The sequence below is a fragment of the Microbacterium sp. Se5.02b genome, assembly GCF_019464375.1.
Classification (GTDB): domain Bacteria; phylum Actinomycetota; class Actinomycetes; order Actinomycetales; family Microbacteriaceae; genus Microbacterium.
Window position 1 is genome coordinate 1,658,383 of the sequence record NZ_CP080491.1, and the last position, 12,926, is coordinate 1,671,308.

Here is a 12,926-nt window from a genome sequence, read left to right on the forward strand (position 1 = left end):
TGGTGCCATGTCGCCCCCCGTACGTTCGACGATGCCGGGACCGACGGTTCGGTTCCGGCCGCCGGCTCCCCAGCCCGGTGCGATCCGCCGCGAGCGCGTCAGCACCGCGATCGCCGAGGCGGCGGCGCGGGATCCGCTGACCGTGGTCAGCGCCCCCAGCGGATTCGGCAAGACGACGGCCGTGGCCGACTGGGCAGCGTCGCTGGAACAGGTCGCCTGGCTCGGGCTCGGCTCCTCCGATGCCGATCCCTCCCGCCTGGCGCAGGGCGTCGTGAACTCGCTCCTGGTCGGGGCGGAACGCGCGGGACGACCGCTCGCGCTTGGCCGCGACCTGGACGATCCCCATCACGCCTACGCCGAGATCTGCCGGGTCCTCGAACACCTCGACACCCGCATCCACCTCATCGTCGACGACGCGCAACGGGCAGGGGAGGACTGGCGAAGCGGTCTCCTCGGCATGCTGGCCGAGCAGGCGCCGGACGGTCTGCGGGTCGTGCTCGTGGGGACGACCCTGCTGGAGGTCACGCTGTCGCGGCATCGGCTCATGCATCCGGAGTCGTTCGTGAGCGCGGACACCCTCAGCTTCACGGCGGCGGAGGTGCAGCTCCTGCACGGTGCGAAGGCGAGCGCTCTCGATCCGGGGACGATCTTCGAAGAGACGCAGGGGTGGCCGATCGCCGTGCGGCTGATGATGATCGGCGGCGCCAGGGCCGACTCCGGTGCGCAGAGTGCGTCGAGCTTCCTGGGTACGTACGTGCGCGAGCACGTTCTCGGTGTGCTGCCGCCTGACGTCGCGGACTTCGTGCTCGAGGCGAGTGTGTGCGGCGAACTGACACCCGAGCTGGCGGCGGCGGTGACGGAACGGCCGGACGCAGCCGAACTTCTCGAGAGCTGCGTGCGCCTGGGCTTGTTCCTCGACCGGTTCGAGGAACCCGACGGCGTCGTCTACCGCTGGCATGCGTCGTTCGCCAGACAGTGCGCGGAGATCCTCCGACACGATGCGGCTCGTGCCGCCGCCTGTCATCGTCGGGCGGCGGGGGCACTCAGGCGACGGACCCCATCGCGTCGATCACGCACTCGCTCCGCGCCGACGACCCTCTGGCCGCACGGGAGTCTCTGCTGCGCCACTGGCTCGGGCTCGTCGTCGGGGCGAGCGCCGCAGAGGTCGAACGTACCTCGACCGACATGCTGCGTCGCACGCCGGACGATGCGCAGGTGCTCCTCGTCCGCGCCTGCGCGAGCGATGTGCTGGGCGACCATCGGGTGGCCCGCGAGTTGTTCCGGCGGGCGGAGGCGATGATCGCCGGAGCCGGCGACGGCAGGGAACCCGCGGTCCTGCAGATCGCACGCCTGTTCATCGCCGACGAGCGCGCGGCGGTGGCCGATGCGAGCGCGAAGGTGCGGCAGATGCTGCTGGACGCGGACTCGACAGAGCTCGGCGACCGGGCAGCCCTCAACTATCTCCTCGGATGGACCGAGATCCGACATCGGGGCAACCCCGCCATCCCCCTCGAGTACTTCTCGGCCGCGGCACGAGAGGCGCAGAGCTCGGGGACCGGGAGCTGGCGAAACGCTCACTGGGTCATCTCGCTTTCGGCCAGACGTGGGCGGGGCGCTTCTCCGACGCCCGATCGGCGCTCGCCTCGGTCGAGGGCGCCGAAGACGTGAGCCTGCCCTGGAGCACATACGCGGGCGGAAGCGCGGCGGCCGCGGCAGGGTACGTCGCGTACTGGGCGGGCGAGTCGGACGAGGCGATCCGGGCGTTCGGGACCGTGATCGCGAACGGGAGCTCGGACAGGTCGTTCACGAGCATCGCGCGCATGATGATCGCGTATGCATCGGCCGAGACGGGGGACGTCGCGGCCTGTCGCTGAGCGGCGATCGGCATCCAGGACATCCCGCTGGAAGTGGTCCACGGCATCTCCTGGCCGGCGTTCCGGGAGTCGTCGGTCGCTCTGCTCGAGGAGGCGGTCGGACGCCAGGATCGCGCGATGCGGATCGCCAGGAAGTACATCCAGTGCCCGGACCTGCCGGTCGTCAACGTCGCCCTCGCCGGCCTGCTCCGTCGCGCCGGGGAGTACTCTGGCGCCCTCGAGATGCTGAGAGCGCTGCGTGCGTTCGGCGAGGTGTCGTACGTGAAATCCGCGACGCTGATCACCGCGGCGGTGCTGCGTCGTCATGCGGGGCACCGCGAGGAGGCGCACGAACTGTGCGAGGCCGCGGTCGCGGTCGCCTGCGGCGAGAACATCCGACTGCCGTTCGGCCCGAGGGAGACCGCGGTGCGCAAGCTCCTCGGCGAGCACGTGCACTACGGCACCCAGTTCGAGGACTTCATCGGCCGGTGCCTGGCGAACGATGCGGCGGGTTCGCTCGTGGATGCCCTGTCCGATCGGGAGCGTGAGGTCTTCCAGCAGTTGCAGACGGCACGCACCCTGCACGAGATCGCCGGCGAGCTCTCCGTGTCGATCAACACGGTGAAGACCCACCAGAGGGCGATCTACCGCAAGCTCGGAGTGTCCTCTCGGCGTGAGGCCGTGCGGACGACCGTCTGAATCTCCCTCATCCGGGTCGCGACTGTCGAAGCGCGGCAGCGAGGACCGTGTTCGCGATCTCTGCCGGGATCGGCTGGACGGCGAGGATACGGTCCTCTCGATGGTCGACGTCCTGCGCGAACCGTTCGCTCCAGGTCGGTTCGACGAGCATGAGGGCGGCGAGCGTTCCGACCGGCAGCTGTGACGCGAAGTACCGCACGTCGTCCTCGCACACCAGTCCGGGGGTGTCCAGCCCGAGGCCCGCGAGCGTGAACTCGTCGCCGTCGATCTCGATCAGGTGGTAGCCGTCTTCGAGACGCCGCATCATCACGAAGTCCAGCAGGCGGATGGTGCCGCCCTCCACCTGGCGCAGCAGTGCTTCGAGGATCCGCGGGCTGAGGCGGTCGTCTTCCAGGCGCACGACGACGAATTCGACGTCGCCGAGCGCCTGCAGGGTCACACCGACCGCCTCAACCATGCTGTCAGCTCAGAGCGCGAGCCTTGATGGCGGCGAACTCGTCGGGCGTGATCGTCCCCGCCGCGAGGAGCTTCGACGCCTTGTCGATCTCATCGCTGGGACTGGATCCCGCAACGCTCCGGATGTACGAATCGGCGGCGTGCTGCTGCTCGCGATACACCGAAGCGCTGCGCTCGCCCATGCCCCGGCCGCGCGCGATCAGGTACACGAGCGCCGTCAGGAACGGGACGAAGATGAGGAAGATGATCCACACGGCCTTCCACCAGCCGTTGAGGCTGTGGTCCCGGAACAGGTCGGCGACGATGTTGAAGAGCACCATCAGGTAGGAGATGAACACGAAGACCCAGAAGAACCACCAGATGATGTCCCAGAAGCTTTCCCAAATGGACACGTCGGACCCCTTTCGTTGAGTTACTGCGTATCGCGATGGTGGCAGCGTCCGCGCCGCCGGGGGGAGGACCGCTCACCCCTAGCGGGCGACCCCGTTCGGCACCGGCGGCCACGGCGGTCACCAGGAACGGGTGAGGGCCCACGGTCCGCGCGGGTCGCCCGCGCGTAGCGTGCACCTGTGGATGACAGCCAGACCATGCGCGGCGACGCGCCCGACGACCGCAGCCGCCGATCCCGGCTGCGGCAGGTTCTGCCTGCACAGCCCGTGCTCTCCGGCTTCTCCGTCGCGGTCGGGGTGCTCCTGGCGATCGCCCTCGCCACGACGATCGCCGGCATCTCCACCGTGCTGATCTCGATCTTCCTCGGCATGTTCCTCGCCCTGGGGCTCGACCCTGCGGTGCGGGCCCTGGAGCGGCGCGGAACGACGCGGGCGGCGGGCGTGGCGATCGTGGCGATCATCTTCCTCGGGGTCGTGGCCGTGATCCTCCTGGTGCTGGTCCCGGCGACGGTACGCCAGATCACCGCTGCCATCGAAGCGGCGCCGGAGACCATCGCGGCGATGGAGGCGAGCACGTGGTACCGCACGCTGGAGGCGAACCTCGGCGTCGACCTCTCGGTGGCGATCTCGGAAGGCCTCCGCTCGCTCACCACCCTTTCGTCGTTCCTCGCGATCTCCGGGGGCGTCCTCAAGGCAGGGTTCGGCGTCATCGGCGCCGTGTCGAGTTTCGTCATGGTCGTGGTGCTCACGCTGTACTTCGTCGCGTCGCTCACGAGCGTCAAGGCGGCGGTCGCGAACCTGGTGCCGCAGTATCGGCGTGCGCGGTTCACCGCGTTGCTGGAGGAGATCACGCAGTCGGTCGGGGGAGTGGTGGCCGGTGGCGTCACCCTGTCGGCGATCAATGCTCTGGTCGTGCTCCTGATCCAGCTCGCGGTCGGCTCCTCCATCCCCGCGGTGATGGCGATCGTCGCGTTCTTCATCACCCTGGTCCCGATGATCGGCTCACTCGTCTTCCTCCTCATCGGCGGCGTCGCGACGCTGTTCGTCAGCCCGACGGCGGCGCTCGTCTTCGTCGTCGCCTACCTCGTGTACATCCAGATCGAGGCATACGTGGTGACGCCGCGGATCATGGGCAGAGCCGCGTCGGTGCCCGGCGTGCTCGTGATCATCGGGGCGATGATCGGCGCCACGCTGCTCGGTCTGCTCGGCGCACTCGTCGCGATCCCGTTGACCGCGTCGATCCTGATCGTGGTCCGCAAGGTGTGGATCCCGCGACAGAACAGTCGGACCATGCCGCCGGACGACGGCGTGCTCACCCCGTTGGGGTGAGCACGGGCATCGCCTCGAGGGCGGCGGTGCGAGCATGAGCGGACGGCCCCGCTCCTCGCCACCGTGAGAAAGGACGATTCATGAACGACTTCCGATTCGGCCCCGCCGAGTTCTACCTCGTGGGCTTCGAGGGCGAGCGTCCGGACCCTGCCACGTTCCGCGCGCTCACCGACCTCGTCGACAGCGGAGTGGTCCGCCTCCTCGACTTCGTGGTGCTGTCGAAGTCGGCGAGCGGCGACGTCGAGATCGTCGAGCTGGACGCGGACGGCGCGTCGCTGGGCCTCGACGACTTCGCGCCGATCGCGGCAGGCCTCGCCGGCGAGGAAGACGTCGAAGCGCTCGCCGAGGCCCTCGCCCCCGGCCAGTCGGCTGCGGTCGTGGTCCTCGAACTCGCCTTCGCCCGCACCCTGGCACAGAGCCTCGCGGCCGCGGGCGGTCAGGTGCTCCGCAGCGAGCGGGTCCCCGCGCCGGTCGTGAACGCCATGATGGACATCCTCGATCAGGAAGGTGAATGACATGCCATTGAGAAGATTCGGTCGCCCCGGACTGATCGGCCTCGCCGCCAGGACGGCCGTGGTCGCCGGAACGGCTTCGGCTGTGGGCGGCGCCATGTCACGGAGCCAGCAGCAACGCGCACAGGGGCAGTACGAGCAGCAGCAGTACGAAGCCGCACAGCAGCAGGCCCAGATCGACGCCGCCGCGCAGAACGCCGCCGCACAGTACGCCGCGCCCCCGGCGGCAGCCCCCGCAGTCGGCGGCGCCGACGACATGATCGCGAAACTGCAGCAGCTGGCGTCGCTGAAGGACTCGGGCGTGCTGTCCGAGGAGGAGTTCGCGGCGGCGAAGCAGAAGCTCCTCAGCTGAGGAGCCGTCCGTCTGCGCCGACCGAGCCGCCCGCCCCGAGGAGACGACGAATGAGTGAACTGGATGACCTGCGCGCCCGCGTCCTCCTCCTCGAGCAGGAGAACCAGACGCTCAAGGCCCCGCGTCGCCGCCCGATGGCACGGAGCATCGTCGCAGCGATCGTGCTCGCACTGGCGGTGTTGATGGCGCCGATCGCCGCGATGGGCACCTGGGCCCGCCTCCAGCTCGTGGACTCCGATCGCTTCGTCGCGACCTTCGCCCCCTTGGCGGACGACCCCGATGTCCAGGACTTCGTCTCCGCCCAGGTCAGCACCGCGATCCACGAGCAGATCGACCTCGATGCCGTCGTCGGCGAGGTCTTCGACGGACTCCGCGAACTCGACCTCCCCCCGCGTGCCGCATCGGCTCTCACTCTGCTCGAGGCGCCGGCGGCCAGTGGCCTGACGTCGCTCGTCGACGGTGTCGTCCACGACGTCGTCGCTTCCGAGCAGTTCGCCGACATCTGGGCGCAGACTCTCCGATTCACGCACGAGCGTGCCGTGGCGATCATGCAGAACAGTCCGGACACCGCGGTGCAGCTCGCGGACGACGGCGTCTTGTCGATCGACCTCGGTCTGGTCGTCGAACGGGTCAAGGCGGAGCTGACCACGCGCGGCGTGGGTTTCGCCGACCTGATCCCCGTGATCGACCGTTCGATCCCCATCGCCCAGGCAGACGCCCTCGTCCTGGTGCGCACGATCTATCAGATCGCCGTCGCCGCGGGATTCTGGTTGCCGTGGGTCGTCCTCGGACTCGTGGTCGCCGGGGTCCTCCTCGCCCGCAACCGTCCCCGTGCCCTCTTCTGGACCAGTGCCGCCTTCGCCGCGGCATTCCTCCTCCTCTCCGCAGGGATGGGGATCGGCAGGACGTTCTTCATCGGTGCGGTGAGTCCGTCGATCATGACGTCGGCGGCCGCTGAGGCGTTGTTCGACGAAGTGACCGCGCTGCTCGGTTCGACGATCGCTGCACTGGCCATGGTCGGGTTGCTCGTCGCGATCTGGGCGTGGTTCGCCGGGTCGAGCCGCAGTGCCGTGGCCATCCGTGGCGTGCTCGGCAGCGGCTTCTCTGCCATCCGCGGCACCTGGGAGGGACGCGGGCTGTCGACGGGGCGTCTCGGTCTCGCCGTCGACCGCTTCCACGGACCGATCCTGATCGCCGGGATGGCGCTCGCCCTTCTCGTCCTCGTCATGACCCGCCCCGTCTCCTTCGGCACGGTGCTCGGCGTCAGCGCCGGCCTCCTCGTCTTCGCCATCCTGGTGGAACTGCTCCGACGGCCGGGGCCTGTCGAGATGGAGCAGACGCGCACCGATTCCCCGGACGACGCCGTGCAGGACGAGGGTGAGGCGGACGGCGCCGCTGCGGCGTCGTCGGCCGCGCCGGCGCTCTGACGGTCTCGCCCGATCGATCACCCCCTGAGGGTGAGCGGGCTGCCTGCCCGCTCGGCGGGACGCCGATACTCGGCAGGAGGACGATGTTGTGCAACCCGGGACCGGAGGAGAGATGATGTCGGAATTCAATGCGGACTTCGCGGGGGAGATCGAGCTCGACGTGCGTGACTCCACGCCGGACTGGTCGCCGTACGAACTCCCGGTCGCCCCGGACGGGGCTCCCAACGTGCTGATCGTCCTCTACGACGACACGGGACTCGCGTCCTGGTCGCCCTACGGCGGTCGCATCAACATGCCGACGATGGATCGGCTGGCGCAATCGGGTCTCACCTACACGCAGTGGCACACGACGGCGCTGTGCTCGCCGACGAGGTCGACCATGCTGACCGGACGGAACCACCATGTCAACCGCGCCGGGGTCATCATGGAGGGCACGAACGGCTTCCCCGGATTCGCCGGACGACTTCCGGCTGAGTGCGCGACGATCGGACAGATCCTGCAGGGGAACGGCTATTCGACGTTCTGGGTGGGCAAGGACCACAACGTCCCCGAGGAGGACAACGCCCCGGGCGGAAACCGCTCGATGTGGCCGCTCCAGCTCGGTTTCGACCGGTTCTACGGCTTCCTCGGCGGCGAGACCAACAACTGGTATCCCGACCTCGTCGAGGACAACCACTTCATCGAGGCGCCGGCGACCCCGGAGGAGGGGTACCACCTCTCGAAGGACCTCGCCGATCAGGCCCTGGGCATGATCCGCAACCAGCAGGCGTCCAACCCGTCCAAGCCCTGGTACATGTGGTTCTGTCCTGGCGCCAACCACGCTCCGCACCACGCACCGCAGGAGTACATCGACAAGTACAAGGGTGCGTTCGACGACGGCTACGACGCCTATCGGGACTGGGTGCTCGCCCGCATGATCGAGAAGGGCGTCCTCCCGGAAGGCACGGCGATGACCCCGATCAACCCGCTGCCGGAGGATGCCGCGAACCCCGCGGACCACGTGCGCCCCTGGGACCAGCTCTCCGACGATGAGAAGAAGCTGTTCGCACGATTCGCCGAGGTGTTCGCCGGGTTCTCCGAGTACACCGACGCGCAGGTCGGACGCATCGTCGACTATCTGGAGGAGAGCGGTCAGCTCGACAACACGCTCATCTTCTACTGCGCCGACAACGGCGCCTCGGGTGAAGGGTCGCCCGACGGTTCCGTCAACGAGAACAAGTTCTTCAACGGCTACCCCGACGATCTCGCCGAGAACCTGACGATGATCGATCGCCTCGGATCGCCCGACACCTACAACCACTACCCGACGGGGTGGGCCGCCGCGTTCTCCACGCCGTTCCAGATGTTCAAGCGTTACTCGCAGTACGCGGGCGGAACGTGCGACCCGATGGTCATCCACTGGCCGAAGGGGATCACCGCCCGAGGGGAGTTCCGGCACCAGTACCACCACTCCGTCGACGTGGTCGCCACGGTGCTCGATGTGATCGGCATCGAGATGCCGGACTCGTTCCGCGGTGTCGCCCAGCATCCGCTCGACGGGGTGTCGATGAAGTACAGCTTCGACGCGGAACCGGACGGGCCGACCGAGAAGAAGGTCCAGTACTACTCGATGCTGGGCACGCGCGGCATCTGGAAGGACGGATGGAAGGCGGCAGCCGTGCATGCACCCCTCACCGGCAAGGGGAACTTCGACCAGGACGTCTGGGAGCTCTACCACGTGGCGGAGGACCGTTCGGAGTCGAACGATCTGGCGGAGAGTCAGCCCGAGAAGCTCCAGGAGCTGATCGCCGCATGGTTCGACGAGGCGGAGAAGAACTTCGTGCTCCCGCTCGACGACCGGTCCGCTCGGGAGCTGCTCACGGTCGAGCGTCCACAGGCGGAACCGCCGCGGGATCGCTACGTGTACTACCCGGGCACCGACGCCGTGCCCGAGAGCGTGGCGGTGAATCTGCGAGGACGCTCGTACAAGATCGTGGCCGATGTGGTCCTGGATGAGGGCGCGCAGGGTGTCCTCTTCGCGCACGGCTCGAGGTTCGGCGGCCACACCCTGTTCCTCAAGGACAACCGCCTCACGTACGTCTACAACTTCCTCGGCATCCCTCCGGAGCAGTCGTTCACGTCGGAGGAGCTCACCCCGGGACCGCACACGGTCGGTGTCGACTTCGTCCGCGAGGGCGCCGGCGAGCACGGGGAGTCGGTCGGCACGGCCACGCTGTACGTCGACGATCGCGCGGTCGCCTCCGGGCCGATGCGCGCGCAGGTCGGCAAGTTCACGCTGTGCGGCGACGGCCTGTGCGTGGGATGGGACAGCGCCGACCCGGTGAGCCGGCAGTACGCCAACCCGTTCCCGTTCACCGGCGGGAAGCTGCTCGGCGTCGGCATCGACGTCAGCGCCGAACGCTACCGCGACCTCGAGCTCGAAGCCGCGGCGATGCTGTCGCGCGAATGACCGTGTCCGGACGAACTGCAGAAGGAGCCGACGTGCCTGAGCCGACGATCCATCCCGAGTTCCCCGTGAGTCTCGACAGGAACCACCTCCCCGAACCGGAATGGACGTACGCGGATGCCACGATCGGCATGCACGCCACCGAGTCGGTACCCGACTTCCCGCTGCCCAAGACGGCGCGTCCTGGGGCCCCGAACATCCTGCTCGTCCTCCTCGACGATGTCGGCTTCGGCTGGCCGAGTGTGAACGGCGGTCTGGTGCGGATGCCGACGGCGGAGCGGCTCGCGGGACGAGGGCTGTTCTACAACCAGTTCCACACGACCGCGCTCTGCTCGCCGACGCGCGCCGCGCTGTTGACAGGTCGGAACCACCATACGGTGGCCACCGGGGTCATCCAGGAGATGGCGACGGGCTATCCGGGCTACAGCGGCATCATCCCGAAGGCGACGGCGACGTTCGCTGAGCTTCTGAAGCATGCGGGGTACACGTCTGCGTGGTTCGGGAAGAACCACAACGTCCCGGACAACCAGACGAGTCCGGCCGGGCCGTTCGAGAACTGGCCGACGAGTCAGGGTTTCGATCACTTCTACGGTTTCATCGCGGGGGAGACCGACCAGTTCTACCCCTCCCTGTACGATGGGACGACCGCCGTCGAGCCCCCTGCGCGCCCGGAAGACGGGTATCACTTGACCACGGACCTCGCCGAGAAGTGCATCGGCTGGGTGGGCACGCAGAAGGGCATCGCACCCGATCGCCCTTTCCTCGCCTATCTCTCCCTGGGTGCCGCTCATGCTCCGCATCAGCCACCGCTCGACTGGCGCGGTCGCAATGCGGGTCGCTTCGACATGGGGTGGGACGAGTATCGCGAGGTGGTGCATCGCAACCAGCTCCAAGCCGGGATCATCCCCGCAGGGACTGCGCTCACCGAGCGCCCCGATCAGATCCCGTCCTGGGACAGCCAGCCGGAGGAGCACCGCCGATTGTTCGCTCGTCAGGCGGAGAACTTCGCCGACTTCCTGGAACATGCCGACCACGAGGTGGGACGGGTCGTCGACGCGATCGACGCGCTGGGAGAGCTCGACAACACGATCGTGATCTACATCCTCGGGGACAACGGTTCGAGCGGTGAGGGATCCTTGATCGGGACCCCGAACGAGATCATGAGCCTCAACGGGCGTCAGCCGTCGATCGACGAGGCGATCGGTTTCATCGACAACTGGGGGCTTCCCGGCACGTCGCCGCACTACGCCGTCGGCTGGGCGCATGCGGGTGACACGCCGTTTCAATGGACGAAGCAGGTCGCCTCGCACTTCGGCGGCACCAGGAACAGCATGATCGTCTCGTGGCCGGATCGGATCACCGACACCGGCACGCTCCGCTCGCAGTTCCACCACGTCATCGACGTCGCTCCGACTCTTCTCGAGATCGTCGGCATCGCTCAGCCGACCGTGGTGAACGGGGTCATCCAGAAGCCCATCGAGGGGACGAGTTTCGCCTACACGTTCGCGGCGGAGAGCGCCGAGCGGCCCAGCCGTCACGAGAAGCAGTACTTCGAGATGCTCGGCAACCGCGCGATGTACGCCGATGGGTGGATCGCCTCCTGTCGACATGGCCGGCTTCCGTGGGAGACCTCGGGGTCGTACAGCTGGGACGACGATGTGTGGGAGCTGTACGACATCACGCACGATTTCAGCCAGGCGGAAGACCTTGCCGCGCGTGAACCGGAGCGACTGCGCGCGCTGCAGGACATGTTCATGGCAGAGGCGGCCCGGTACGACGTCCTTCCGCTCGATGATCGATTCGCCGAGCGCCTCGACGTGACGCTGCGCCCGAGTTTCTTCGCGGGGCGGGACCGCGTCACCTTCCGTGAGGGGATGACCCGACTGCCCGAGGGAAGCGGGCCGAAGCTCGTCAGCGTCCCGCTCACTCTCACGGCGGACGTCGATGTCGCCGATCAGGGCGCCGAGGGAGTGATCTTCGCGGTCGGCGGCGACGCCGCGGGCTGGTCCGTGTTCGGGTGGGAGGGGAAGGTGCGGTTCCACTACAACTTCTTCGGTATCCGCCGGTACGACATCGTCTCGCCGGAGGCCGTCGGCCCCGGCGCCCACACCGTCACCGTCACGATCACCCCGCAGGAGCCTCGGCCAGGGGCACCCGCCGACGTGCAGATGGCGGTCGACGGACAGGTCGTCGGCGATCTCCTGCTGCCCGAGCAGATCCCGATGCGATGCGGTACGGAATCGATGGATGTCGGGATGGACTGCGTCTCGCCGGTGTGCGACGACTATGCGAGCAGGGGGCTCTTCCCCTTCACCGGTAGGATCCGATCCGTCACGTTCGACCTCCCGTCCGTGCAGGCACCGAGCGGGCACGAGCGGCTGAAACTCGCGACGCAGATGGACTGACCGAGGCCGACTACGAGGTCCCGGCGTCCGCGACGGAGCCGGGGAACACCGTGTCCCAGTCGTCCCGCACGCTGACGACCGTGTAGCCGCTGTCCGACGCCGCAGCGAGAGCCTTCTCGGCGCCGGCGTCGTATGGCGTGTCGCCGCGGTCGGGGTCGTCATGGTGGATCAGCATCGCGAACCCTGACCGCGGTCCTCGACGGGCGAAGTCCAGCATCGCGGTGTCGCCGTTGGAATTGCCGCCGGCGAACAGGGGACGCCGACCGATGCGCGTCCAGATCCGGACCGGCTTCTCCGGGCCGTCGTCGAAGAAGGCGAGAGACGACGAGTAGCGCACGGTCGCGTCAGAGTCGTCCCAGGTGAGTCCGAAGGCGGATCCGACCACACGTTCCGGGGGGATGCCGTAGTTCGACAGTGTCATCGGTCGCATGAAGTCGCGCTCGCCGCCGGAGACGATGTAGCAGGTGAAGCCGTGGTGCTCCAGGTAGCGGAGAAGCTCGACCATCGGCGCGTACACGGCCTCGGAGTACGGCCGTCTCAGGACCGGATGCTGCGCCGTGCGGTAGAAGTCCTCGACCGAGCGGGCGTAGTCCTCCACGCTCATGCCGTCCGTGAGTCCGACGAGCGCCTGGATGATGGTCGTGAGGTCGGAGTCGTCGCCCGCGTAGTGCTTGTCGATGGCGGTGCTCAGCCACCCGAAGTCACCGCTCACGGCAGCGCGATACGGCTGTCGCTCGGCCAGTTCCGGGCGGAGTTCGGCCGCCGCCCGCCACTGCTCCACCACGTAGTGCAGCTGCGTGGGCATCGGCTTCTCCGACCACAGGGTGCCGTCGTTGTCGAACACGGCGATCCGCTCCTCGACGGGGACGGCATCCGGTCCCTCGGTGACGGCGGCCACGAAGGCCTCGATGTCACGGCGGGTCCGGGTGTCGCGCCATGAGCGCAGGGAGGGGTGGTCGGTCATGTCGGATCCTCGCGTCTCGTTCGATGGTCGGCGGCCTCTTCATGCTGACATCGGGCGTCGCGTGGCACGCGCAGGCGTCACCCCCGGGGGATGA

The 12,926-nt window shown here is 68.2% G+C and carries 13 protein-coding genes; 10 read left to right on the plus strand and 3 right to left on the minus strand.

The genetic code is table 11. The features are described from left to right. Window positions 1–7 precede the first annotated feature (7 nt). From K1X59_RS08195 to K1X59_RS21215, 4 genes are read left to right on the plus strand one after another with little or no spacing between them, the layout of a single operon-like run. Window positions 8–1,300 carry an AAA family ATPase gene (locus K1X59_RS08195; protein WP_220174127.1) on the plus strand — a complete coding sequence of 431 codons (1,293 nt, stop codon included), beginning with the start codon at window positions 8–10 and terminating at the stop codon, window positions 1,298–1,300. Further along, window positions 1,297–1,668, plus strand: a complete 372-nt coding sequence (locus K1X59_RS08200) for a hypothetical protein (protein ID WP_220174128.1) — start codon at window positions 1,297–1,299, stop codon at window positions 1,666–1,668. The genes K1X59_RS08195 and K1X59_RS08200 overlap by 4 nt, the downstream gene beginning before the upstream one ends. Continuing rightward, on the plus strand, window positions 1,665–1,874 hold the full coding sequence (locus tag K1X59_RS08205; RefSeq protein WP_220174129.1) for a hypothetical protein: 210 nt from the start codon (window positions 1,665–1,667) through the stop codon (window positions 1,872–1,874). Before K1X59_RS08200 ends, K1X59_RS08205 begins: the two co-directional genes overlap by 4 nt. A 33-nt stretch (window positions 1,875–1,907) precedes the next feature. Continuing rightward, window positions 1,908–2,552, plus strand: a complete 645-nt coding sequence (locus K1X59_RS21215; RefSeq protein ID WP_258567182.1) for a LuxR family transcriptional regulator — start codon at window positions 1,908–1,910, stop codon at window positions 2,550–2,552. A 7-nt stretch (window positions 2,553–2,559) separates the two neighbouring features. On the opposite strand, the gene K1X59_RS08215 is transcribed toward K1X59_RS21215, so the two are convergent. Together K1X59_RS08215 and K1X59_RS08220 are read right to left on the minus strand one after the other, a co-directional pair. After that, on the minus strand, window positions 2,560–3,009 hold the full coding sequence (locus K1X59_RS08215; protein WP_183152434.1) for a DUF6325 family protein: 450 nt from the start codon (window positions 3,007–3,009) through the stop codon (window positions 2,560–2,562). Between the two features lie 4 nt (window positions 3,010–3,013). Continuing rightward, on the minus strand, window positions 3,014–3,400 hold the full coding sequence (locus K1X59_RS08220) for an SHOCT domain-containing protein (protein WP_183152435.1): 387 nt from the start codon (window positions 3,398–3,400) through the stop codon (window positions 3,014–3,016). Between the two features lie 177 nt (window positions 3,401–3,577). Here K1X59_RS08220 and K1X59_RS08225 point away from each other — a divergent pair, with 177 nt between their 5' ends. The 6 genes from K1X59_RS08225 to K1X59_RS08250 all read left to right on the plus strand — a co-directional run bounded on the left by K1X59_RS08225 (window position 3,578) and on the right by K1X59_RS08250 (window position 11,868). After that, the gene (locus tag K1X59_RS08225) at window positions 3,578–4,726 is read left to right on the plus strand and encodes an AI-2E family transporter (protein ID WP_220174130.1); all 1,149 of its coding nucleotides are present in this window, start codon (window positions 3,578–3,580) and stop codon (window positions 4,724–4,726) included. Window positions 4,727–4,806: 80 nt separating this feature from the next. Next, window positions 4,807–5,241 carry a DUF6325 family protein gene (locus K1X59_RS08230; protein ID WP_183152438.1) on the plus strand — a complete coding sequence of 145 codons (435 nt, stop codon included), beginning with the start codon at window positions 4,807–4,809 and terminating at the stop codon, window positions 5,239–5,241. 1 nt (window position 5,242) lies between these two features. Then, window positions 5,243–5,590 carry an SHOCT domain-containing protein gene (locus K1X59_RS08235; protein ID WP_220174131.1) on the plus strand — a complete coding sequence of 116 codons (348 nt, stop codon included), beginning with the start codon at window positions 5,243–5,245 and terminating at the stop codon, window positions 5,588–5,590. A 50-nt stretch (window positions 5,591–5,640) separates the two neighbouring features. Then, window positions 5,641–7,017, plus strand: a complete 1,377-nt coding sequence (locus K1X59_RS08240) for a hypothetical protein (RefSeq protein ID WP_258567183.1) — start codon at window positions 5,641–5,643, stop codon at window positions 7,015–7,017. A 112-nt stretch (window positions 7,018–7,129) separates the two neighbouring features. Further along, complete coding sequence (locus tag K1X59_RS08245; RefSeq protein ID WP_309491644.1) at window positions 7,130–9,466, plus strand: arylsulfatase; 2,337 nt, start codon at window positions 7,130–7,132, stop codon at window positions 9,464–9,466. A 32-nt stretch (window positions 9,467–9,498) separates the two neighbouring features. Continuing rightward, window positions 9,499–11,868, plus strand: a complete 2,370-nt coding sequence (locus K1X59_RS08250; protein WP_202045618.1) for an arylsulfatase — start codon at window positions 9,499–9,501, stop codon at window positions 11,866–11,868. A 10-nt stretch (window positions 11,869–11,878) separates the two neighbouring features. Here K1X59_RS08250 and K1X59_RS08255 read toward each other — a convergent pair whose 3' ends face one another. After that, window positions 11,879–12,832, minus strand: a complete 954-nt coding sequence (locus tag K1X59_RS08255) for an HAD family phosphatase (RefSeq protein ID WP_183152441.1) — start codon at window positions 12,830–12,832, stop codon at window positions 11,879–11,881. Between the last annotated feature and the right edge of the window lie 94 nt (window positions 12,833–12,926).